23 protein-coding genes are annotated in these 24,135 nt (G+C 45.3%); 9 read left to right on the plus strand and 14 right to left on the minus strand.

Annotation, left to right across the window (positions count from 1 at the left end):
* Positions 1 to 93 precede the first annotated feature (93 nt).
* Entirely contained in the window at positions 94 to 1,302 is a 1,209-nt protein-coding gene (locus R2S67_RS09555; protein WP_317343451.1) for a DUF2066 domain-containing protein, read from the minus strand.
* A gap of 365 nt (positions 1,303 to 1,667) precedes the next feature.
* On the opposite strand from R2S67_RS09555, the gene R2S67_RS09560 reads away from it, so the two are divergent.
* Entirely contained in the window at positions 1,668 to 2,921 is a 1,254-nt protein-coding gene (locus R2S67_RS09560) for a uracil-xanthine permease family protein (RefSeq protein WP_047008859.1), read from the plus strand.
* 121 nt (positions 2,922 to 3,042) lie between these two features.
* Here R2S67_RS09560 and upp read toward each other — a convergent pair whose 3' ends face one another.
* The gene (gene upp, locus R2S67_RS09565) at positions 3,043 to 3,669 is read right to left on the minus strand and encodes a uracil phosphoribosyltransferase (protein WP_041852906.1); all 627 of its coding nucleotides are present in this window, start codon (positions 3,667 to 3,669) and stop codon (positions 3,043 to 3,045) included.
* Positions 3,670 to 3,848: 179 nt separating this feature from the next.
* Here upp and purM point away from each other — a divergent pair, with 179 nt between their 5' ends.
* Together purM and purN are read left to right on the plus strand one after the other, a co-directional pair.
* Positions 3,849 to 4,889 (plus strand): phosphoribosylformylglycinamidine cyclo-ligase, encoded by a 1,041-nt coding sequence (gene purM, locus R2S67_RS09570; protein WP_317343454.1) that lies wholly within the window; start codon positions 3,849 to 3,851, stop codon positions 4,887 to 4,889.
* 151 nt (positions 4,890 to 5,040) lie between these two features.
* Positions 5,041 to 5,697, plus strand: coding sequence for a phosphoribosylglycinamide formyltransferase (gene purN, locus R2S67_RS09575; RefSeq protein WP_152811782.1), 657 nt, complete (start codon positions 5,041 to 5,043; stop codon positions 5,695 to 5,697).
* Between the two features lie 370 nt (positions 5,698 to 6,067).
* Here the strand turns inward: purN and R2S67_RS09580 are convergent, their stop codons facing one another.
* Positions 6,068 to 6,913 carry a class II glutamine amidotransferase gene (locus R2S67_RS09580; RefSeq protein WP_085342907.1) on the minus strand — a complete coding sequence of 282 codons (846 nt, stop codon included), beginning with the start codon at positions 6,911 to 6,913 and terminating at the stop codon, positions 6,068 to 6,070.
* A gap of 51 nt (positions 6,914 to 6,964) precedes the next feature.
* Positions 6,965 to 7,540 carry a D-sedoheptulose 7-phosphate isomerase gene (gene lpcA / locus R2S67_RS09585; protein ID WP_005380392.1) on the minus strand — a complete coding sequence of 192 codons (576 nt, stop codon included), beginning with the start codon at positions 7,538 to 7,540 and terminating at the stop codon, positions 6,965 to 6,967.
* A gap of 376 nt (positions 7,541 to 7,916) precedes the next feature.
* Between lpcA and fadE the strand changes: the two genes are divergently transcribed.
* Positions 7,917 to 10,361, plus strand: coding sequence for an acyl-CoA dehydrogenase FadE (gene fadE / locus R2S67_RS09590; RefSeq protein ID WP_046875515.1), 2,445 nt, complete (start codon positions 7,917 to 7,919; stop codon positions 10,359 to 10,361).
* Between the two features lie 210 nt (positions 10,362 to 10,571).
* Entirely contained in the window at positions 10,572 to 12,347 is a 1,776-nt protein-coding gene (locus R2S67_RS09595) for a SulP family inorganic anion transporter (protein WP_046875514.1), read from the plus strand.
* A 73-nt stretch (positions 12,348 to 12,420) separates the two neighbouring features.
* Here R2S67_RS09595 and R2S67_RS09600 read toward each other — a convergent pair whose 3' ends face one another.
* The 5 genes from R2S67_RS09600 to dnaQ all read right to left on the minus strand — a co-directional run bounded on the left by R2S67_RS09600 (position 12,421) and on the right by dnaQ (position 16,235).
* A complete protein-coding gene (locus R2S67_RS09600) occupies positions 12,421 to 12,831 on the minus strand; it encodes a GNAT family N-acetyltransferase (protein WP_317343458.1) in 411 nt (136 codons plus the stop codon).
* Between the two features lie 84 nt (positions 12,832 to 12,915).
* Entirely contained in the window at positions 12,916 to 13,308 is a 393-nt protein-coding gene (locus tag R2S67_RS09605; RefSeq protein ID WP_114323538.1) for a DUF1353 domain-containing protein, read from the minus strand.
* Between the two features lie 193 nt (positions 13,309 to 13,501).
* On the minus strand, positions 13,502 to 14,032 hold the full coding sequence (locus R2S67_RS09610) for a hypothetical protein (RefSeq protein ID WP_047008866.1): 531 nt from the start codon (positions 14,030 to 14,032) through the stop codon (positions 13,502 to 13,504).
* Between the two features lie 221 nt (positions 14,033 to 14,253).
* The gene (locus tag R2S67_RS09615; RefSeq protein ID WP_317343459.1) at positions 14,254 to 15,504 is read right to left on the minus strand and encodes a TIGR03503 family protein; all 1,251 of its coding nucleotides are present in this window, start codon (positions 15,502 to 15,504) and stop codon (positions 14,254 to 14,256) included.
* Between the two features lie 8 nt (positions 15,505 to 15,512).
* A complete protein-coding gene (dnaQ, locus tag R2S67_RS09620) occupies positions 15,513 to 16,235 on the minus strand; it encodes a DNA polymerase III subunit epsilon (RefSeq protein WP_005380385.1) in 723 nt (240 codons plus the stop codon).
* A gap of 59 nt (positions 16,236 to 16,294) precedes the next feature.
* Here dnaQ and rnhA point away from each other — a divergent pair, with 59 nt between their 5' ends.
* Entirely contained in the window at positions 16,295 to 16,759 is a 465-nt protein-coding gene (gene rnhA, locus R2S67_RS09625) for a ribonuclease HI (RefSeq protein WP_012841509.1), read from the plus strand.
* On the opposite strand, the gene R2S67_RS09630 is transcribed toward rnhA, so the two are convergent.
* Entirely contained in the window at positions 16,756 to 17,502 is a 747-nt protein-coding gene (locus R2S67_RS09630) for a class I SAM-dependent methyltransferase (RefSeq protein WP_012841508.1), read from the minus strand. The genes rnhA and R2S67_RS09630 overlap by 4 nt on opposite strands.
* Positions 17,503 to 17,540: 38 nt before the next feature.
* On the opposite strand from R2S67_RS09630, the gene gloB reads away from it, so the two are divergent.
* From gloB to R2S67_RS09645, 3 genes are all read left to right on the plus strand, one after another.
* Positions 17,541 to 18,299: a hydroxyacylglutathione hydrolase gene (gene gloB, locus R2S67_RS09635; protein ID WP_006741673.1), complete on the plus strand. Its 759-nt coding sequence runs from the start codon at positions 17,541 to 17,543 to the stop codon at positions 18,297 to 18,299.
* A gap of 255 nt (positions 18,300 to 18,554) precedes the next feature.
* Positions 18,555 to 20,138, plus strand: a complete 1,584-nt coding sequence (locus R2S67_RS09640; RefSeq protein WP_258680127.1) for a LysM peptidoglycan-binding domain-containing protein — start codon at positions 18,555 to 18,557, stop codon at positions 20,136 to 20,138.
* Entirely contained in the window at positions 20,135 to 20,821 is a 687-nt protein-coding gene (locus R2S67_RS09645) for a YIP1 family protein (protein ID WP_046875508.1), read from the plus strand. Before R2S67_RS09640 ends, R2S67_RS09645 begins: the two co-directional genes overlap by 4 nt.
* A gap of 1 nt (position 20,822) precedes the next feature.
* Here the strand turns inward: R2S67_RS09645 and R2S67_RS09650 are convergent, their stop codons facing one another.
* The 4 genes from R2S67_RS09650 to tilS form a co-directional block, all read right to left on the minus strand.
* Positions 20,823 to 21,668, minus strand: a complete 846-nt coding sequence (locus tag R2S67_RS09650) for an endonuclease/exonuclease/phosphatase family protein (RefSeq protein ID WP_317343461.1) — start codon at positions 21,666 to 21,668, stop codon at positions 20,823 to 20,825.
* A 139-nt stretch (positions 21,669 to 21,807) separates the two neighbouring features.
* Complete coding sequence (gene glnB / locus R2S67_RS09655; protein WP_005436810.1) at positions 21,808 to 22,146, minus strand: nitrogen regulatory protein P-II; 339 nt, start codon at positions 22,144 to 22,146, stop codon at positions 21,808 to 21,810.
* A 187-nt stretch (positions 22,147 to 22,333) separates the two neighbouring features.
* Entirely contained in the window at positions 22,334 to 22,648 is a 315-nt protein-coding gene (locus R2S67_RS09660) for a c-type cytochrome (protein ID WP_139060409.1), read from the minus strand.
* Between the two features lie 70 nt (positions 22,649 to 22,718).
* Complete coding sequence (gene tilS / locus R2S67_RS09665; protein WP_109169619.1) at positions 22,719 to 24,029, minus strand: tRNA lysidine(34) synthetase TilS; 1,311 nt, start codon at positions 24,027 to 24,029, stop codon at positions 22,719 to 22,721.
* Between the last annotated feature and the right edge of the window lie 106 nt (positions 24,030 to 24,135).

Consider the following 24,135-nt stretch of genomic DNA (forward strand, 5'->3'; position numbering starts at 1 on the left):
AAAACAAAAAGAGTCGCTATTGCGACTCTTTTTTACGCTTACCACATTGGTGTTTGATCCTTGCGCTTCACGCCTGGAACGCTATCAACGCAATTACGATGCCGAGCGCCACTCGTAGATCAAGTCATACTGTTCTCGGACAGGCTTCACAATCATCGGCTGAATTGGTTGCGTTTCGTCCTTTGCTTCCGCTGCGATATCCGCAGGCACTTCAGACTGCACTTTTTCTACCATAGCTGTATCTTTAGCTTCATTCATCGGAGCAATTGGCTCTGCTTCTTGAGTTAAAGCTGGGGCATCAACTTCACCCAAAGGATCTTCAAAAACCATTAATTGAGAAATAGAAGAAGCTTCTTTCTCAAAAGCTTGTTGAGATGCCAAAAGATGGATGTTGAGCGTCAGCTCATCACCTTGGACACGCTTAATTTCCGTACCCGCAACCGAATTAAGTTGTTTTAACGCATTCTCTAAACGGAAGAAGTCCGTGGCAGACGTTACATTAAGGACTTTCACCGCCAACGCTTTTGAAGATTTTCCAGATACTACCACTGCGCTCTTACTCGCGTAGTAGTCAGCGATGCCATCAACCATCTCAGCAATGGCATTGGCGCCTGATGCGGAACCGTTACGCGGAGAGCGCTGTGCTTCAACAATTCTCATTGGTGATTGATCGTATAACGTCCAGCGAATTTGTTCACCTTGAGCGCGCACAACTAAAACGGCATCCGCTGGGTAGCGCTGGCTCGCTTGGCCAATTGGCTCAATAAAGCCGCCCCAAAGATCAGAAACATTAACACCAGTTACATCATCAAAATCCCCAACCGGGATAGTGATTGGTAGGCCTCTTAATTTCGCTGCGCTACGAAGTGCTACAACGTTTGAAGAGTCGGAATGCTCCCAAGCAATATTACGATCGTAGCCCTGCTCTTCCACCATCCAAACCAAAATATTGGCGCGATTTGGCGACCAAGATGGCAATTGTGCTTGTGTTAAAAGCGAGCTGATTTGGTCGCTGTTAAACAACATTTTTAAGCTCGCTTTTCCATCAACCTGCCCGTAGCTCAGCTGGGAAATGTAACGCGCACTTGAACCAAGTGCCTTTTTAATCACTGGATTGCTTAAAGAGGATTGAGAACCGGTCGCTCGAACAATCACATCCTGCATACCTTGTTGACGAGCCAGAGACTCACCGTCGTTCTGCTCACTGTCGATAACCACTTCGGCACGATAGATATCCACCTGAGTTAATGCATATACTGGTAGGGACAACCAACCTATCAGTAAGAGAGCTAAATAGCGCATAGTTTTTATAATCCTCTGAACAAGAACCCGAATAATAAGCAACTATCAAATCTTGAGCAAGGTAAGTACTGAGTAAATTGTCTGTATTATGACCAGCTTTGTTAACTCGGGTCTCAACGAGCACTCTAATGTTGTTTTTCATAATAAACTCATTGCTTATCCAGCTATCTCAACGAGTTAGACAGTTCATTTTTCTTCGTCACGCAAGACTCGTAAAAGAGACCAATTTGCAAGCAACTAACTCTCAAAAATGCTATTTATGGGAAAGATTCAATCGAAAGTTTGATCCATGCAACGTTGCAAACGATTGCAGGATGATAGTATTCGCCGGATTTGTCTGCGTATCTTGAAAATAGGGAATTATTATGAAAAACGCGTTACAAGGCGCTCAAATGCTCTTTGTCGCTTTTGGTGCTTTGGTGCTTGTGCCGCTGCTAACTGGCCTTGATCCAAATGTCGCCCTCTTTGGTGCCGGTGTCGGTACTCTCCTCTTCCAATTAATGACTAAACGTTCTGTTCCCATCTTCCTTGCCTCTTCTTTTGCGTTTATTGCTCCTATTATGTTCGGTATCCAAACTTGGGGTATCGGCGCAACGATGGGCGGCTTAATGGCAGCGGGCCTGGTTTATGTGGCTCTAGGGGCGATGATCAAAGTGCGTGGTGTTGGATTTATCCATAAAATTCTCCCGCCTGTTGTCGTTGGCCCTGTGATCATGGTGATTGGTCTTGGCCTTGCTCCAACAGCAGTGAACATGGCGGTAGGTAAAACCGGTGATGGTGCTGCACAGCTTGTTAATGGTGATGCTGCGATCATCATCTCGGCGGTCTCACTGCTCACAACCATTGTACTAAGCGTGTTTGCAAAAGGCTTTTTGAAGCTCGTTCCAATTGTCGGTGGTATTCTTGCAGGTTACTCTGTTTCTCTATTCTACGGGGTGGTTGATTTCACTCCTGTAACACAAGCGGCTTGGCTAGCTATGCCAAACTTCACCGCGCCAGAGTTCAACATAAACGCAATCTTGTTCATGATTCCTGTCGCTATCGCACCTGCGGTAGAGCACGTAGGTGACATGCTTGCTATCTCAAACGTTACAGGTAAAAACTACCTGAAAAAACCTGGCCTTCATCGCACAATCGCAGGTGACGGGGTGGCAACTATCGCAGCCTCGATGGTGGGTGCTCCACCAAACACCACTTACAGTGAAGTTACAGGAGCGGTAATGCTAACCAAAGCATTTAACCCTGTGATCATGACTTGGGCTGCGATCACTGCAATCGTACTTGCATTGGTAGGTAAGCTAGGCGCGGTTCTTCAAACGATTCCAGTACCTGTCATGGGCGGTATCATGATTCTGCTGTTCGGCTCTATCGCCACAGTAGGCCTCAACACACTGATCAAGAATAACGTTGATTTACATAAGTCTCGCAACCTAGTGATCGTTGCCGTAACACTTGTATTTGGTATTGGCGGTATGGCTTTCGGTATTGGCGAGTTCAGCCTACAAGGTGTGAGCCTATGCGGTATCGTGGCAATTATTCTTAACCTTGTGCTACCAAACGATTTAGGTGAAAACCACGTTGTAGATAACGCACAAATGGAAGAAGAGAACGCGAAATAGTGCGTCTGCGCTGCTTTACTGAGTGGCGCATTTTATTCTTCTCGTATTATAGATATAAAAAAGGCTTGGTTTTCACCAAGCCTTTGTTTTTTCTGTTCAGTCGTAGTAATACATTAAAGAATTACTTAGTACCGAAGATCTTATCACCTGCATCACCTAGACCCGGTACGATGTAGCCTTTGTCATTCAGCTTCTCATCGATGGCCGCAGTGTATAGCTCCACATCTGGGTGTGCTTTTTCTAGCGCTTCAATACCTTCTGGTGCAGCAACAAGTACCAACACTTTGATTTGGTTACAACCTTTCTCTTTTAGAAGATCAATCGTAGCAATCATAGAACCACCCGTTGCAAGCATTGGGTCAACAACAAGCGCAATACGCTCATCGATGTTAGAAGCAAGCTTGTTGAAGTAAGGAACTGGCTCAAGTGTTTCTTCATCACGGTAAATACCAACAACACTGATACGTGCGCTTGGCATGTGCTCAAGAACACCGTCCATCATGCCTAGACCTGCACGTAGGATTGGTACTACGGTTACTTTTTTACCTTTAATTTGGTCTACTTCTACCGGACCGTTCCAACCATCAATGGTCACTTTTTCTGTTTCAAAGTCTGACGTTGCTTCGTAAGTAAGTAGGCTACCGACCTCAGTCGCTAACTCACGAAAACGTTTTGTGCTGATGTCACCTTCTCTCATTAGACCAATTTTATGTTTTACTAGAGGGTGCTTTACTTCAACAACTTTCATGTCCATCTCCGGCTATAGTTGGCAATATTTAAACAAACCTTCAGATTATACATGATTTTTACAGGGATATCAGGATAAATCACTAAAGAAAAAAACAGACGCAAACGTTTGCTATCTGTGTTTAAGCACTGTTAGAATAGCGCCGTTTTCATATCCAACTTAATACCGAGGACTTCCCTGTGAGTGGTAACAACTCTTCTCTTAGCTATAAAGACGCTGGTGTAGATATTGATGCAGGCAACGCGCTTGTGGATCGTATTAAGGGTGCGGTAAAACGTACTCGTCGCCCTGAAGTTATGGGTGGTATCGGTGGTTTTGGCGCGCTATGCGAATTGCCAACCAAATACAAACAACCTGTACTGGTTTCTGGTACTGATGGCGTAGGTACTAAGCTTCGCCTAGCACTGGATATGAACAAGCACGACACTATCGGCATCGACCTTGTTGCGATGTGTGTAAATGATCTTATCGTGCAAGGCGCAGAGCCACTGTTCTTCCTAGATTATTACGCAACAGGCAAACTAGACGTTGATACCGCAGCGGATGTTGTTTCAGGTATCGCGGAAGGCTGTATTCAAGCAGGTTGTGCCCTAATTGGTGGCGAAACTGCGGAGATGCCTGGCATGTATGAAGGCGAAGACTACGACGTAGCTGGTTTCTGTGTTGGCGTAGTCGAAAAAGAAGACGTGATCGACGGCACGAAAGTCGCTGCTGGTGATGCACTTATCGCTGTTGGCTCAAGCGGCCCACACTCAAACGGTTACTCCCTTATCCGTAAAATCCTAGAAGTATCAGGTGCAGATAAGAACGAAGAACTAGCAGGTCGCACTATCGGTGAGCACCTACTAGAACCAACGAAGATTTACATCAAATCAGCACTTAAGATGATTGAGAAACACGACATCCATGCGATTTCTCATATCACTGGTGGTGGTTTCTGGGAAAACATCCCACGTGTGCTGCCTGAAGGCACAAAAGCAGTTATCGATGGTAACAGCTGGGAATGGCCAGTGATCTTCAAGTGGCTACAAGAGAAAGGCAATGTCGACACACACGAAATGTACCGCACATTCAACTGTGGTGTGGGTCTAATCGTCGCACTACCGAAAGACCAGGCAGACGCAGCAGTTGCTCTTCTTAAAGAAGAAGGCGAAAACGCGTGGGTGATTGGTCAAATCGCGCAAGCAGACGCGAATGAAGAGCAAGTTGAAATCCAATAATTTGCAAATCGAGCCCACAAGATAAAAAGAATGAGGACACTAGATGACTAGGTCCTCATTTTGCTATCTAGAACAATAAAAACCATTCTATTAGTAGGTAGTTTAGAAGCTACATAACTCCAACCTACAATACCAAGGCACTCTCGACATCATGAAAAACCATACCCTAAAAAACATTGTGGTCCTCATCTCGGGTAACGGAAGTAACCTGCAAGCTATCTTGGAAGCTTGCGAAAACAGCATGCCAAACGCACGAGTGGCAGCCGTGTTCTCTAACAAAGCAGATGCTTTTGGTTTAGAACGTGCAAAAAAATTTGATGTAGACGGTCACTTTGTCGACCCTAAAGCATTCGACTCGCGTGAAAGCTTTGATGCAGAGCTAATGAGTCAAATCGATGAATACCAACCAGACGTGATTATTCTGGCGGGCTACATGCGTATTCTGAGCAGCGAGTTTGTTTCTCATTACATGGGTAAGATGATCAATATCCACCCTTCTCTTCTACCAAAATATCCTGGGCTACACACACACCAGAGAGCAATAGATGCTGGCGACAAAGAACATGGTACGAGTGTGCACTTTGTAACTGAAGAGCTTGATGGTGGCCCTGTCATACTGCAAGCAAAAGTTCCGGTGTTCGAAGACGATGATGCTAGTGTACTTGCAGCGCGTGTTCAGGCTCAGGAACACCGAATCTACCCTATGGTGGCGAAGTGGTTAGTAGATGAGCGCTTAATCATGAAGGATGGTAAAGCCTATTTAGATGGCGCAGAGCTTGGCACACACGGCTACGCCTCCGATGAGTAGTCCTGAATACCAAACTCCAAACACAAAAGAGCAGCCTGAGAGCTGCCTTTTGTTATTTTGAAACATATAAACTTGATTCAAGAAAGCCGTAGTGAGACTAGAAACCTAAAACCCAACATTCTAAAAAATCCCATAACCACTTGAGTAACACGACACTCGGAAAGTAGATTCTGAATCTGGTTCGTTCCTCACCGTTCAGAATGACGTGGTGTTTTATGAGAAATTTCTATCAGTTCCATCTTTCCGGCAAGCCTTAGCGAGACTAGGAGGCTAGAAAGTATGAGAGTTCACCAGTATCCGCCCTCGGTTTAAACGCATAAAAATAAAGCTCGCGATTAAGCGAGCTTTACGAGTTGTTCCGAATGAACCGCTATTCTAACGGCTCAGTTGGCGCCTGATTGCCCGGTTTCACCGCTGCAAACGGCACATTCACCAGTTCAGAGGCATTGTTTTTCACAAGTTCACCTAGGTGAAACAAGCCGTATTCACCAGGCTTCATCCGCTGCCAAGCTTCATTGCCCGTTAAAGGTTGAGTCGCGATCACAGACACAATGTCGTGTGGCGTTGTTTCTTCTTGGAAGTTAATTTCCACATCTTCATCAAGCAAAGCGGCTTTACCAAACGGTGCGCGTCTCGTGATCCAATACAAATGATTGGTGCAATACGTCATTACATACTCACCATCACTCAGAAGCATGTTAAATACACCCTTCTCTCTTAGCTCATCACAACATTTAGCAACATATAAGAATACCGATTCCATATCCTTTGGCGGCTCAGGATATCGATCTTCCATTTGCTTCAACAACCAGCAAAATGCCAGTTCGCTATCTGTCTCGCCGACAGGTCGGTGTCGACCCGTATGTAAGTCTTGATAGCCTGAGAGCTGACCGTTGTGCGCAAACGTCCAATACCTACCCCATAACTCACGTGTAAAGGGATGAGTATTTTCTAAATTAACACCACCACGATTCGCCTGTCGGATATGACTAACGACAGCACGACTCTTGATAGGATAATTTTGCACTAACTCTGCAATTTGCGACTCACAACTTGGCTTGGGATCTTTGAAAGTTCGAAAACCTTTCCCTTCGTAGAAGGTAATTCCCCATCCGTCACGGTGTGGGCCAGTTCGACCTCCACGCTGCATGAGCCCGGTAAAACTGAAACAAATATCCGTCGGAACATTAGCGCTCATACCGAGCAATTCACACATGATTTAAAAAACTCCCTAACAACACAGCTCGAAAAGGTGGCTGTGAAACGACTATTCCATCTCTTTTTCAATCAACTGAATGATGATATGAATAATCTTAATATGAATTTCCTGAATACGGTCCGCATAACCAAAGTGTGGCACGCGGATTTCAATATCGGCAAGCCCTGCCATTTTGCCGCCATCTTTGCCTGTTAGCGCAATCGTCTTCATGCCTTTCGCTTGCGCCGCTTCAATCGCTTTCAGGATGTTACCTGAGTTACCTGAAGTCGACAGACCAAACAGTACGTCACCTTTTCGACCAACGGCTTCTACATAACGGGAAAACACGAAGTCATAACCAAAGTCATTACTCACGCAAGAAAGGTGACTTGGATCTGAAATAGCAATACCAGCATAGCCAGGACGGTTTTCTCGGTAACGGCCTGTTAACTCTTCGGCAAAGTGCATCGAATCACAGTGAGAACCACCGTTACCACATGACAGTACTTTACCATCTTGCTTGAATGAGTCAGCAATCATTTTCGCCGCTGCTTCGATTTGCGCAATGTTATGGTCATCGCTTAAAAATTTGTTGAGCACTTCAGCAGCTTCGTTTAATTCACTTCTAATCAGATCATGGTACATAAGACGTTCTCTTTATTATTTCGGCTTCAGTCAGTCCTAGATTCACTGAGCAAATTGTTCTGATACCAGTTTGGTATCGGACATTTCATAAACCTGAACTCGGGTTTGATTACTCTGAGTTTACCCACAAACGAGAATTAGTGTCGATAGTGAACCAACAGATTTAGATTGGTGATGGTAATAAACTTGTCAACTTGCTCATGAAACCATCACTCAAATCGCAACTTTAGAACTTTAACTCTACTTAGATCACTTTTTATCCAATCTTATGTTTTACATTTCCTTAATATTTTGATTACACTTAAACCAACTGGTTAGACCTCTTACCTAACATACAGACGTACAACACCTATAAAGTCTGAAAAGGAAAATACATATGGACATCTTGCTCTCAATCATCACGATGACGGTCGTGCTAGGCATTACGCTCTACCACCGCATGTCTCTCGTGAAATCTATTAGTTTACTCACAGCGGCTATGTTAGCGCTCACAGTAATAGGCGCGGTTGGCGTTACTGGTTGGGCTATTTACGTTCTTGCTGCCGCTGTATTCGCGGTTCCTGGCGTACGTCAGTCTTTGATAAGCCGCAAAGCATTAGCGCTTTTCAAGAAAGTGCTGCCAGCTATGTCTCAAACCGAAAAAGAAGCGTTAGACGCAGGTACCGTCTGGTGGGAAGCCGAGCTATTTAAAGGCAAACCAGAGTGGCAAAAGCTTCACGCAATTCAAGCACCTAAATTAAGTGCAGAAGAACAAGCCTTTTTAGACGGTCCAGTGAATGAAGTGTGTGCCATGGTGAGCGATTTCCAAGTGACTCACGAACTCGCGGACTTACCGCCAGAAGTATGGCAATACCTGAAAGATCACAAATTCTTTGCCATGATCATTAAGAAAAAGTACGGTGGTCTTGAGTTCTCAGCATACGCGCAATCACTAGTACTACAAAAACTAACGGGTGTTTCTGGCGTTCTATCGTCTACCGTTGGTGTTCCTAACTCTTTGGGTCCTGGTGAACTACTGCAACACTACGGTACTGAAGATCAGAAAAATCATTACTTACCGCGCCTAGCTGAAGGTAAGGAAATCCCTTGTTTCGCCCTAACAAGTCCAGAAGCGGGTTCTGACGCTGGATCTATTCCAGATTACGGTGTGGTCTGTAAAGGCGAATGGGAAGGAAAAGAAGTACTGGGTATGCGCCTGACTTGGAACAAGCGCTACATCACCCTAGCGCCAGTCGCAACGGTACTAGGCTTAGCATTTAAACTTCGCGATCCTGAAGGTTTGCTAGGCGACAAAGAAGATCTTGGCATCACTTGTGCGCTTATCCCAACTGATGTCAAAGGTGTTGAGATTGGTAACCGACACTTCCCGCTCAATGTACCATTCCAAAATGGTCCAACGCGCGGTAAAGACATCTTTGTTCCTATCGATTTCATTATCGGTGGTGAAAAAATGGCGGGCCAAGGTTGGCGTATGCTGGTTGAGTGTCTGTCGGTTGGACGTGGTATCACGCTACCTTCAAACTCAACAGGTGGCATCAAAACTGCCGCAATGGCCACAGGTGCTTACTCACGCATTCGTCGCCAGTTCAAACAGCCAATCGGCCACATGGAAGGGGTTGAAGAGCCATTAGCGCGTCTAGGTGGTAACGCCTACGTAATGGACGCGGCAAGCAACTTAACCGTGGCAGGTATCGACTTAGGTGAAAAGCCTTCGGTTATCTCAGCTATCGTGAAGTACCACTGTACGCACCGTGGACAACAAAGCATCATCGACGCAATGGACATCGTAGGCGGTAAAGGTATCTGTATGGGACCTTCTAACTTCCTAGCCCGTGGTTACCAAGGTGCACCAATCGCGGTAACGGTTGAGGGTGCTAACATTCTAACACGCTCAATGATCATCTTTGGCCAAGGCGCAATCCGTTGCCATCCGTACGTTCTTGAAGAAATGAACGCAGCGTACTCTGATGCCAGTGACTCTGTAGAGAAGTTTGATAAAGCGCTGGCTGGTCACGTGAGCTTTACCATGAGTAACCTCGTTCGCAGCATCTGGTTTGGTTTGAGCGACGGTTTAGGTTCTTCATCACCAACCAAAGATGCGACAAAACGTTACTACCAACAATTGAACCGTTACAGTGCAAACCTTGCTCTGCTATCGGATATCTCAATGGCAGTGCTAGGTGGCTCTTTGAAGCGTAAAGAGCGTCTATCAGCGCGTCTTGGTGACATTCTAAGCCAGCTATATTTGAGCTCTGCGACGTTGAAACGTTTTGAGCAAGATGGCCGCCCAGTCGAAGATTTACCATTAGTACACTGGGGTCTACAAGACAGTTTGAAACAAGCGGAAGTGGCGGTAGACGAATTCTTAGCAAACTTCCCGAACAAAGTGATTGGTCGTGCACTGCGCGTGTTAATCATGCCATTCGGTCGTGTACGCAAAGCGCCAAGTGATAAGCTAGACAGCAAAGTGGCGCGCATTCTACAAACGCCAAGTGCAACGCGTTCACGCATTGGTCGAGGTCAGTACCTAGAGCCAACAGAACACAACGCAGCAGGTAAGATTGAGCTTGCGCTGTCAGTCATTCTTCAAGCAGAGCCAGTGTTCGACAAAGTATGTAAAGCGCAAGGCAAACGTCGTCCATTCCTACGTTTGGATATGATTGCTCAAGAAGGGCTAGAGCAAGGCTTTATCACGCAAGAAGAAGCCGACCTACTAAGAGAAGCTGAACAGCATCGTCTGGATACAATCAACGTTGACGACTTTGAGCCGGAATTGCTCGCCGCAAAGCCGCTATACCCTCAGATGGATAGCGTTGCCTAACTCTCTAATCTGAAACCATAAAACGGGAGTGACAACTCCCGTTTTTTATTGCTACCAGAATAGCGTTCATAACACCTCACACCACAAAGAACCTCTGCGCAAGCGCAATAAAATCCACGCACTCCGACCCTTCCCCCGATTTCCAGTGATAACTAACTCACAGACGTTCCAAGCAAGCGGTGTATACTTTTAAGTAACTCACTCACATATATGGTAAATCCGTTGGCTAAAATATTATTCGCACAGTGGTTCCCAGGGCTTGTTCAGCTTAAGCATTATCAAAAAGAATGGTTTGTTAACGACTTTAGAGCCGCCTTTTCTGTTGTCGCGGTTGCCCTGCCAGTTGCCATAGCTTATGCACAGCTAACCGGTGTATCCGCAATTGTCGGTCTGTACTCGTGTGTACTGCCAATGTTGGTATACGCCATGATGGGCACATCTCGACAACTCATTGTCGGACCTGATGCAGCAACCTGTGCAGTGATTGCCGCCGTTGTTACGCCGCTTGCCGCGGGTGATCCTACAAAACATTGGCAGTTAGTCATGACCATGACAGCGATGACTGGTATTTGGTGTGTACTGGCAAGTCGTTTCAAGTTAGGGGTGTTTGCAGACTTCCTTTCTCGCCCGATTCTTTTGGGTCTACTCAACGGTGTCGCTCTCACGATTATCGTTGGTCAGTTTGCCAAAGTGGTCGGTTTGAAATACGAACAACGTTATTTGCTGGAACGCTTATGGGAGGCTCCACAACGATTAACCGAGCTTCATTGGCCTACCGTAACTCTGAGTATCGTGACGGTTGTCGTTTATTTACTCACCAAGCGCTACCGACCAACTTGGCCTGCTGCCATGCTGGCAATACTCGTGACTACCGCGTCAGTTTGGTTTTTCCATTTACAAGAGATGGGCGTATCCGTGGTTGGACTCACTCAAGGTGGTTTCCCTCAGTTTCAAACGCCGGAGTTTGAGCTAGGTGAAGTTCGTGAACTAGTGGTCCCGGCGCTCAACCTTGCGATTGTCAGTTTTGTTAGCATGATGCTCACCGCCCGCAGTTTCGCTGCTAAAAACGGTTATGATATTGATGCAAATAAAGAGTTTCAGGCGTTGGGCTTTGCCAACATTGCCTCAGCGTTTTCGCAAGGTTTCGCGATAAGCGGCGCTGACTCACGCACAGCGGTAAATGATGCAAATGGCGGTAAATCTCAATTAGTTTCGATTGTCGCCGCAATCACCATTGCCATTATTGCGGTATTTATTTATGAGCCTTTACAGTTTATTCCCATCGCATCACTTGGTGTCGTGTTGATCATTGCATCCTTGTCGCTGCTCGATCTCAAAGCCATTTGGAAATTAAAATCTCGTGACAAAGATGCGTTCTATCTAGCAATCATCACTTTTATTTCTGTTTTGATCGTAGGCGTAATACCGGGGATCACTTTAGCGGTACTGCTAGGGCTATTTCAATTTTTACGTATTGTCATGCGACCGAGTGATCAGCTACTTGGCTTGGATGAAAAAGGCACCATTCGGACCATCGACGACTCAGGAAAAGCTTCGCCTATTCCTGGAATGGTGATTTACCGCTTTAACTCGCCGCTGACTTACTTCAACGCACCTTACTTTAAACGCCGAGTGTTAGAGCAAGTAGAACATCACAAAGACGCAAGTTGCGTTGTCATCGACGCCGTATCGAGCTTTACTCACTTGGATCTCAGTGTGATGGCAACACTAGCAGATATTCACAATACTTTAAAAAAGAGAGGCGTACGCTTAATCCTCGCAGGAAGGAAACGACGCTTACGTCAATGGTGTGAGCTTACTGGTATCAGCACCAGTGAAGGAGGCATCTTACTGCGAGCCGATATGTACCTTGCCATTAAACTTAGTGGCTGTTACATCAGTGCTGTGGGTGAGGGACAAATTCCTACTGTTCAAAAAGAGCCTGATTTAGAGCAGCCACCCAAACCAATTCCAGAAGTGGCTTAAGTAGAAATTTAATATAGAAAACAGGAAATTAAACTCCTGTTTTCTATTGCTTATTTACACAGCTGAATACGTGTTACACCTTCGGCTTAAACTTTTTTGTCATCCCTTGGCTTTTAGGAGCCACCAGCCTATAACCAATCTTTTCGTAAAAGACCGGCTCATCAGCAATCATAGAAACGTAAGAGCCTTCAAGTGCAACAGAAGAAAGATAACCGTCGATGTATTCCATGACTTTTCTACCTAACCCGTTACCTTGATAATCAGGGTCAACGGCAACGTCGACAATTTCGAAGTTACACGCCCCGTCACCAACAATCCGGCCCATTGCAATGAGCTTTCCCTCATCCCGAACAGATACACCATATAACGAATTGGGTAGACCAATTTCAGCAGCTTTCAACGATTTGGGTGATAGCCCGGCTTTGACACGCATATCACAGTATTCTTTCGGGCTTGGCACATGCTCTTCATATCTTATTGTCATTATGTACGACTCCTTTGTATCACCTTGGAGCTTACATAACCAAACTGTATAAATAAACAGTTAAACATTGGAAAGATGTTCCCATTAAGCACACAAAGTGTCGGGTCTAGAAAAGAAGCCACCGACAACTCTGACGCCATAATAGATATAAGTCGCTCTGAAGCTAGACATTCCTTTTTCTAAACATGTTTCTCTCAGCAACATATCCGCATGCTTTCGAGCACTTTGTGGCAACACCTCTTCCCTCATGAGTTGGTAAAGAGCATCATGCACTAAAGAAGCTTTCATAATGTTTTTTGTGTCTAATGCTGGCCCACTCGCTCCATCCCATGCATAGCCCTTTTTAATCGTTAACACGCCTTGTTTGGACAAACTAAGAAAAGGGCTGTCATACACCTGACTCACTGAAATGCGAGTCTCAATCTTTTCTTCAGAGTGGAGAGTGTATTTGTACTTCTGACGCTTTTTGTATTTCATCAGAGACCTCGCGTTTACTTATTCTTATTCATCACGCAGAGCTGAAATCTTATCTAAAAACCCTACAAGATCGGATCTTGTAATTATGGCGTACTACTAATTACAAATACCAACTCAATATAAATAGAACTCCATGCAATCAATAAAGCCAGAACGCCCCCGACTTTATTGATTACGATTTAACCAAGCATCCTTATTCTGAAGGAAGTTTACTCAATTTTTTATGAATATCTTCTACAAAATTGGCTTGCTCACTTGGAGAAACCTCTAGAACATAATGAAAAAACGGACTTGTATGCTCAGTAATTTTATATTCTTCACTTAACAACTTAATTACTTGTTCATGATTAAACCGTGCCGAGACTAAGCCACTCTCGGTTTCTTGAGTTATAACTATATAGTGAGCGGTTGGAAAAACCGTGAACCTTCCTTCGACAGGAAACCAAGGAGCAAAAGAAACAATTTCGTCATCGATTATGTATGCTTGAGGTTTGCTAACATAAGTGTAAGGGTACTTTTCATCTAAATAGGGTCTTGCTGTATCAAACAAGCCATCGTAATAAGTTGGTATTTCTACTTTTTGGATTTTACTTAAGGGATCGAAAGTGAAAGTATCAAGTGATTTTACATTATTAGTTCCCGCATCTAGCTTATTAATACTATCACCAGTAGAAGAACAACCTACAATTATCACTGCACAAAAAAAAGCTAAAATTTTATTCATTATTTCTTTTATCTTTAGTTAATTATTTYGAAAGTTAGTCACATTAAAAACGTAACCAATTTAGAAAGTAATAATGATATATTATTTATATGAAATCCCAAACATACATTTGAGTACAGTAAACTCAAATATTCATAATTTTTCCATTTTTCTTCTGCCACTTGGTAACTTGATACAAAAACGGAGCCGATTGGCTCCGTTTCTCGCTTTATGTGTTACTACTATTTCTTTGGCACCTCTAACTGCATCTCTGGCATGGCATCGCGTTTCGCTTTAATTTTGCGCCAGACTATCCATGCAATGATCACAATCAGCAGCATTATCACGTTACCCACCGCGATAATAATCATGCTGCGCTTACGCTCAGCCTCCCGCTCAGCGATAATTTGCTTTTCCATTTCAATACGGCGCTGCTCGGCTAATTCAGCTTCTTTTGCAATTCGAGCGGCTTCTAGATCAAAGTCATCAACAACACTGAAGGTTTGCTCTGGAATAGGAAACACCAGTGGACGTTGCGTCGCAAAATCAGTGGCAAAGATCTCGCCGCGCCATGCGTATTTACCAAGCTCAGCGTCGTTATTGAGGTTCAGCGTGGTTCTCATTCCATCTTTAGAAACCTGGCCTTGGCTGTAGCTAACAAAGCCATCGGGTGCATCTTGTTCCACCGTGACTGCGATTGAGCCTGGCGCGATCATACCTTGCTCACCACTCACCACCAATTGGTGTGGTTTGTCAGGATTGCGCGCCTGAATAAAAGTACGAGAAATGGGGTTCGGATAAACCAAGATGACTTGCTCTTGCGCTCGTAAGAATACGCCATTACCAGAGGTGATTCGCGCACGGTACTTACCGGGCTCAACATCTATTGGTAGTTGGACAGTGAACACACCATCCCCTGCTTTTTCATCCAAGCCGCGGCCATCATCAGCAAACTCACCCACAACCATCGGCACTGGACGTGCTTCTTTGATCAACTCATCTTCATTTTCGACAAACTTGGTAAATGTCACGCGCAAATTCACGCGGTCAAGGAAGTCGCGCAGTACAAGAGGTTTGTCGTCGGAGGTTAGGCGAGCTGTAAACTTAAGCGCTTCCCCATTATATAATCGGTTTGGGAACACATCCGTGCTGAGCTTTAAGTGAGAAATTAAGCGGATGTTATTTTTAGGAGTGACTTTCCCCACAGCCTGCCATGGGCCTGGCATAGGGTTGTCAACGGAGATAATATCGAGTGAGGCTTCTTGGTACCAACGTACATTGTCGTAGGCGTCCCAAGCATAGTACTTTTTACCGTCAGGGCGGACTAAAACAACTGGCTGAGAACTTTGCTCACGATAAACTAAAAAAGTGATCTGCTCGATGGTTGGATCCACTCGAAATCGATTGTCTAACAAAGACATAGCAGATTCACTCGATGCACTCGAGAGACTACTCCATATCGCTAAAAACGCGACCAACAAAGCCCTCAGCATAGCTTCTCCTATTGATGCCAAATACAGTCGTTCACCAACTCTAATCTTTTTTGGTGAGCTTCTAGTTCATCGGCACTTGCGCGCAAAACCTTTAGCGCTTTTCTTCCTTCAATACGGCGAATGGTTTCTACTCCACCCTCTTGTTTATTCGCGTTAAATTCTAGACTCGTTTGACCGCCCGTCATAAAGAGGTAAACGTCGGCTAGAATCTCCGCATCGAGCAAAGCTCCGTGGAGAGTACGGTGCGAGTTATCAATACCGTAACGTTCACATAAGATATCAAGGTTGTTTCGCTTACCAGGGAAGATTTTCTTCGCCATAGCAAGGGTGTCGGTCACCTTGCAGTAGTCGTCCGTTTTGCCGATGTTAGGATCGAGCATGCCAAACTCGTAATCCATAAAGCCGGTATCGAAGGGCGCGTTGTGGGCAACAAGTTCGGCGCCTTTAATAAACTCAAGAAACTCTTGGTGCACGCTCGCGTATTCCGGTTTATCAACCAAGAATTCATCCGTAATACCGTGAACTTCAACCGCTTCTGGTTGGATTTCACGATCGGGTTTTAAATAAACGTGGAAGTGACGACCAGTCAGCTTACGGTTGATGATCTCCACGGCACCGATTTCAATAATGCGGTGTCCCATGTAGTGAGGACCACCCTCGCGGTTCATACCTGTGGTTTCGGTATCGAGAACGACAATGCGGTTATATTCAGAATTGCTGCTGGTATTCATAAGGTTATGTATGTCAGACTATGCTTTATTAAATGTTTCGGCTAATAGTACCAAAAAATATGACCAAACACGTTGAGATTTTCACTGACGGTTCTTGTTTAGGTAACCCAGGACCAGGTGGTTACGGCATTGTATTGCGTTACAAAGACGTAGAAAAGACGCTTTCCAAAGGCTACACGCTAACCACCAACAACCGCATGGAAATGTTGGCGGCTGTCGTCGCGCTGCAGACGTTAAAACAACCTTGTAAAGTCACTTTAACGACTGACAGTCAATATGTGCGCCAAGGTATTACTCAGTGGATCCATAACTGGAAGAAGCGTGGCTGGAAAACAGCGGATAAAAAACCCGTGAAGAATGCCGATCTATGGCAAGCTCTAGACAAAGAAACTGCACGCCATCAAGTTGAATGGCACTGGGTAAAAGGCCACGCTGGTCATCGTGAGAATGAAATTTGTGATGAGCTAGCCCGTACCGCCGCAGAAAACCCAACCGAGGAAGATACCGGTTACCAACCCTCTTAACGAGATTCTTTCCTCATAGTATTGCCCTCTCGATTCATCACCCCTAGTGGTGTGAGCTTTTTCTTCAAACGCCAATGCGGTTTGATAGGCTTGAGAGGGTATGTTCGTTTCCGTGCCACAATGTAATACAAACTCCCTGCAGGTGACGCCCAATCACCGAGACTGTTTTCCAACCATGTCCACATCGTGCGGTAGCGCTTCATCGGAAACAGCGCGTAACGATCGCAATGAATCACTTGATAATTAAGTAACCCTAACCAGTCGTTGATGCGGTTCGACGTAAACATTCGTCCACTCCAAGGCAAATTATGTTTACGCCAAGGAAGCAAACTCGCTAATCCAGTCAAACTTAGTGGGTTAAATCCAGTGATTATCAAATAACCATCATCCATCATCACTCTATCGACTTCCCGCAGCAAACGGTGTGGATCACTTGCATAGTCGAGCTGATGAGCGAGAATCACAACATCAAAGCTTTTTTCCAAAAAGGGCAATTCGTAACCATCTGCAATCACATTATGCAACGGGTTCTGGATATCTACGTTGACTTGGTGTTGAATGTTACAATTACAGCTGGTTAGCTCACAGCTCAACCCGCCCAGTTTGAGCATATGGTAACCGAAGAGTTTCGGACACCATTCATCAAGTCGGGTCTGGATTGACTCAAGCACCCACGGACCGTTGTTCATTGCTGACCAAGTCGACGGGTGTGGTATAGTTTTGTTGCTGAGTGCTGGTTTCATTAACCACCTGACTAAAAATGGGTGACGGAGAACGAATCGTGTTAGAGATCAAAAGCATACCCGCATTTAATGATAATTACATCTGGCTGATACAAAATAGCGATAAACGTTGCGCAGTCGTTGATCCGGGCGATGCGAAGCCAGTGTTAGAATACTTGCAGGCTAACGAATTAACTTTAGAAGCGATTTTAATTACGCACCACCACAACGATCACATTGGTGGCGTTCCAGACTTAGTGCGTGCCTTTCCTGAAGTCGCCGTTGTGGGCCCGAAATCTGAACCAATTCCAACCCTAACCACCCCCATGGAAGAAGGCGACAAACTGGAGTTATTTGGCGAAATCTTTTTGGTGCTAGGTTTACCAGGCCATACCTTAGGTCATATCGGTTACGTTGGAGACGGAAAACTGTTTTGCGGTGACGTGTTGTTTTCCGCAGGCTGCGGTCGTATTTTTGAAGGTACGCCAGAGCAAATGTTTGAGTCACTAAACAAGCTAACGTCTCTACCAGAAGAAACTCAAGTCTTCTGCGCGCATGAATACACCGCGAGTAACGTGGCGTTTGCTTTAGCGGTTGAGCCTGATAATGAGCAGCTCCGTCAATATCGCGATGATGTAAACCGACTGCGAGCTCTAAACATTCCGACACTTCCAACAACAATACGCAAAGAAAAGTGGATTAATCCGTTCTTGCGAACCACCAATCCTGACGTGGTTCAATCTGTTGCTAGTCGCATTAAAAATAGCGATCCATGCTCGGTTTTTACTGCTTTGCGTGAGTGGAAGAACGAATTTTAACCATTTTCTGCTTGTAAGTTTGCAAGACCCCAGTATTATCAGGGGCTGATTTTTCGAGAAGCGCCACTGGCGCTTCTCTTACGTTTGGGGTTGATATAAATCTATTTGAATTTCTCCCCATTGCATAATTTAGAAGCTCTTTGCCTCTATTAATTAGTTAGTGTTTAAAAGATGTCTATTATCTTGCGACTGCCACGCACATTGTGTTGCGCGACAGGCAGGTGAAGATAAAAAGGCCCTAAATAGGCTGAATCCATGCGTTTGAAGTATACCTGGGCGTTGGCGTTGTTATTATCTGGCTGTCAATTGACTCAGTCAGACTCAACGTCTTCTACACCAGAAACCAATAAATCTGAGCAGACTGCAAAACAAAATGCAGCGAAGGCTCAACCGGGCAACACATCGTCTTTAGCAAAAAAATCCGCTAACGACGCGCCTAAAGTTCTTTCCCCTCAGGAACAAGAAGATGTATGGCAACGTATCGCCATGCAACTTGAAATGGATATCCCAAACCATAAGAAAGTGGACTACTACCGTACGTGGTATCTAAAGCACCCGAATCACCTTTACACGGTGTCTAAGCGTGCGACTCCTTTTCTATACATGATCACAAAACGTATCGAAGAGCGTGGACTTCCAATGGAGCTTGCTTTGCTTCCTGTGGTGGAAAGCTCATTCGATGCCTTTGCCTACTCACATGGTAGTGCAGCTGGATTGTGGCAATTTGTCCCTGGCACCGGAAAGATGATGGGACTAGAGCAAAACTACTGGTATGACGGTCGCCGAGATGTGGCAGCAGCAACGGATGCCGCACTGGACTACCTTGTACAACTAAACGAGCGTTTTGATGGTAGCTGGGAGCATGCAATTGCTGCTTACAACAGTGGTGGTGGCCGTGTTTCTAGCGCAATTCGTAAGAACAAAAAGCTCGGTAAACCTATCGATTTCTTCTCATTGGACTTACCAAAAGAGACCAGCAGTTACGTACCTAAGCTGCTAGCCTTGGCTGACGTCATCGCAAACCAAGACAAGTACGGGCTTAATATTCCTGCGATTCCAAACAAGCCTGTTCTAACGCTTGTCGATCCGAAAGAACAGCTTGATCTAGCCATTGCTGCAGATTATGCCGGCATTGGTGTGAAAGAGTTACAAAGTTACAACCCTGCATACAACCAATGGTCAACGGCGCCTGAAGGTCCGCACCAACTTCTGATTCCGGTAGAGAAAAAAGAGACTTTTCTCACTAAGGTGGAGAAAAACCGTGGTAAAGGGATGAAGGTCGCTCGCTACAAGGTGAAGTCTGGTGACTCTTTAAGTGTGCTAGCTAATAAATACGGCACAACCACAAAAGTGATTCGACGTGCAAACGGCCTGTCGAATAACAATATTCGTATTGGCCAATACCTACTGATTCCGACGTCAACAAAAGACGATGCGAAATACGCACTAACGGCACAAAATCGATTAAGCAAGACTCAATCAAGTGCTCGTGGACAACTTAAGCTCACTCATGTCGTTCAGTCTGGAGAAAGTTTGTGGTCAATCGCACGTGAAAATAAAGTGTCGTATAAATCGTTAGCAAAATGGAATGGCATGGGCCCTAAAGATCCATTGCGTGTGGGTCAAAAGCTCGTGATTTGGAAGGACTCAGACAAAGGTGCTGTGATCCGTACCGTTTTCTACAACGTTCGCTCCGGTGACACCATTAGCGGCATTGCAAGCAAGTTCAAAGTAAAAACAAACGACATCGTAAAATGGAACTCGCTACACAAGAAAAAATACTTACAACCAGGTCAAAAACTTAAGTTGTACGTTGACGTAACGAAGGTAAGTGTATGAACCCATCAAGCAACCCACTTGTGATGCTGTTGGACATTTTTCGTTCTCCAACATCTTGCTTTCTAGCGCTTTACCAACGCGGCGGATGGGGATGGCAACCGTTCATCTTCTTGATGCTTAGTCCGTTTTTATTCTGGGGCGCTTACTTTTCGAATGTCGATTTCACGTGGCTTAGTGACCAACTAGCCGCGCAGTTTCAACAAATCGACCCAAAGCAGATTGAGCTATTAGAGCCAAACACGCTAATGGCAAGTGCGATCATCAATGATGTATTCAACCGCTTTGCCACCTTACTGTTGCTTGCGCTTTGGTTCTTTCTTGCAACGAAGGCAAGCAAGCAACAATATGGTTACTGGAAGTGGTTTGCCGCGTCGTGTGCAATCTTATTCCCAGCAGTATTGGGCGATATCGCAAGCTACGCGAGTCTGTTACTCAAGCATGGTCAGGTGATGACTTACGCAGCAGATTTAAACAGCCTCAATGGTCTATTAAAACTGCCGCTTACCAGCGAGTGGTCGCATTTTGCCAGCTCACTACCACTACTGCTGCCTTGGTATATTGTATTGGGCTACGGTGTTGTGCTTACTTGGACTGAGTTTGAACGTGGGCAAGCCTTGGTGATTGCAAGCCTGCCATGGGTATTCTTCTACGTTATTTGGGCGCTTTATATTGTAGTGACCTAAGCTAGTCATCTAACGTAAATGACAGTAACAATGGGTTATGATCGGAAGCGTCGCTCTGCGGCGCTTTCGCGTATTTGAGGGTCAGCCCTCGGTAAAATACGTGATCCAACGGTAATCCCGTTATAAATTGGACTCGATGATCAGGCGAGAACGTCACTTCTTGCAAGTCCGCGGCTTTTAAGGCCTGTCGCATCGCATTAACGCGAGATTCACTCCAACTATTGAAGTCTCCAGCGAATAGGATCGGCCCTGTATGATGCTTTAAAAGCATTTCAAGAGCCGTTAACTGAGAGACATACTCTTGCGTGCCAACCGTGAAGTTAATCGCATGTACATTCACCACAGCGAGTCTCTCGCCATTGCTTAATTGATATTGGCTGTATAGTGCAGACTTGGGTAAACGCAGCCAAGGCTCTTTAGACGTATAAGCACAGGCTTTTTCTGGTTGCCTTTGAGCGATACTAATCACACCCGCACCGCTGCCCAGCGCCTTAAAGGCACTCACTTGGTTGCTGACCCAGTTGCCATCCACCAACCATTGCTTAAAAGATGGTGTCATGCTGGCTTCTTGCAATAACAGCAGCTGCTTATCAGCAGAGAATTCATTGAGTGCGCTTTGCCAATTCGTCCGGTTCTGTTTGTAGATATTCCAGACAAGTACATTGATTTCACCGCCCTGATCCAGAGCTTTTGAGCCGCTAAATTCGATACACCTAATATCCTGCGTCAGCTCTGAGCCTGTTTGAGTAATGATTTGCGGCTGATCTGGTACGGTGAAAATAACCTGGAAGCCGACCAATACCGCCATAATAAGAAAAGCTAACGCCAGAAGAAAACGCTTAAACATACGACAAACCTGAATATACACACCCTAAAACTGGAACAACCAGCCCCGGGTGACTTGATTTCACTGAAAGTAAAAAACAAAAAAGGAGCCACTTGGCTCCCTTTTAGCATAATAAATACGAGACAGGTAACAAGAAACCTTAGATCGCGTCTTCGTCTTCTTCACCAGTACGGATACGAACCACACGCTCAACATCAGTAACAAAGATTTTACCATCACCAATTTTGCCGGTTTGCGCGGTTTCAATGATCGTCTCTACGCATTTATCAGCCACATCTTCCGTTACAACAATTTCGAGCTTCACTTTAGGCAGAAAGTCCACCATGTACTCTGCACCACGGTAAAGCTCGGTGTGACCTTTTTGGCGACCAAAGCCTTTCACTTCAGAGACGGTCATCCCTGTAATGCCAACTTCAGCTAGCGCTTCTCGAACATCATCCAATTTAAATGGCTTGATAATCGCTTCAATTTTTTTCATGTTCATCCCTTAAGCTTCAATCGATTGCGCTTATTATCGTTTAGCGTTTCGCAACATTCAATGTTTGTCTCTGATCTACCAGCGAAAATCCAGATTGAGCAAATTAACATAGCGAATATCGTGAGTTGATAAAACCCCAGTGAGGACTGCTCAATGCCCAATCGTCCAAGCTTTTTCAGACTCGCATTTACTTCAAACTTGCGTAGTAAGCCGCTAGATTTGCGATATCTTCATCAGACAACAGTGAAGCTTGAGCTTGCATAACAGCAGCAAGACCACCTGTTCGCTCTTTGTTTTTATAGGCTTTAATTGAACTGATAATATATTGCTCGTTTTGCCCTTTCAGGTTTGGGTAACCCGGAATGACAGCAATGCCGTCGGCGCCATGACACGCAGCGCATACTCCTGCCTTTGCTTGACCTGCTGTGGCATCTCCCGCAGCTAGAGCCTGCCCACTGAGTATGGTTAGCGCCACCATTGCGCCCATGATTGTTTTCTTCATTGCTTCACCTAATCAATTATTATTTAAGGATTTTTATATTTTATAATCGACATTGTGGCATGAATTTTCATTACCTGCGCCAAATAAGTTCACAATCTTGACCATTAAACGCCTGATCAACGAACAGATCTGCCACAGCAACAACTCGGTCTTGATACATCAAAATCGGAATTTGACGACGCAGCCAGCTTGGCACATTGTATTCTTGGAACAACTTCTTCAGTTTTCGACTGTGATTACGCGTGGTTGGATGCGCTGATAAGCCTTCCGGATTAAAGGTCACGCGAAGCAATTCTGGCTGACTCGGAAGCGCAATCGTTGCGTTGCTAGAACTCGTCGTTAAGGTCAGCTCCCCTAGCCGCTCTGGAAGCGATAAAACGGTATCGACTTGAATCGTACTTTGCCACTCAGTGACGTCAGCGATTTCCGTTACCCAATAGAGACGATTTCGAAAACGGCGCACTTCACCTTGTTTAAGTTGTAGCTTGGGGTTGGCATCTTGCTGAGCTAATGCGACTTCATTCCAGATAAGATTGAGTTGTACCTGAGTCGGCATACTAGTATTAAGCTTAGCCAGCCACATACGAATCAAGCGCGCACGCGCTAATTCACTGTGCTTAGCCAGTTCTTCAATACTCAAACTTAGATCCGTTTGTAAAGCGCGTTCAAACACCGCGCTCAATAGTTCATCCAATAGCGCTTCTTGTTGAGCACATAAGCTTGCACTGCGCTGAACCGCTTGATGGATACTAGGCCAGCGACCAGACAATTCAGGAATAACACAATGACGAAGAAAGTTACGATCATAACGGGTATCTTGGTTGCTTTCGTCTTCCACCCACTCCAAGCCTAATTTAGTAGCCGCGTCTTCGATGGTCTTCCGCTTGATAGTAAGCAATGGTCGAACTAGGGATCCGCCAGAAAACGGCATACTCTCCGCCATCGAAGATAACCCTTTTGGCCCGCTGCCTCGCTTAAGAGCAAGGAGAAAAGTCTCTAGTTGATCATCAGCATGTTGGCCGGTCAACAGTATATCGCCTTCTTGAATGTACTTAGTTAAGGCTTGATAGCGAGCTTCACGAGCAAGAAGTTCAATACTTTCACCATTGCTGATGTCTAAGCTCACTCGCTCAATCGAGCATGATATGCCCACTTGTTTTGCCCAAAGTAAGCATTTATCGGCCCAATCATCGGCATTCGAGCTCAAACCATGGTGCACATACACAGCGTGACACTCTATCGAATGCGCTTGTTGATAGCGACTGAGTAATTCGAGTAAAAGACGTGAATCCACTCCTCCGCTAAACGCCAAGACAACCTTAGTGCCTGATTGATAGTAGCGGCCGAGAACTTGAGCAAAATGCGGGTACAGCGATTCCATAAGCGATCCGATAGGTACAAAAAAGGGCTGGACTCTCATCCAACCCTTTCTATTTTAACTGTTATCACTTGAGATATCAGCTAACGCTTAATAGCAATCACCGAAA

Origin of the sequence: Vibrio sp. T13N (genome assembly GCF_032970445.1) — a bacterium.
Classification (GTDB): Bacteria; Pseudomonadota; Gammaproteobacteria; order Enterobacterales; family Vibrionaceae; genus Vibrio; species Vibrio diabolicus.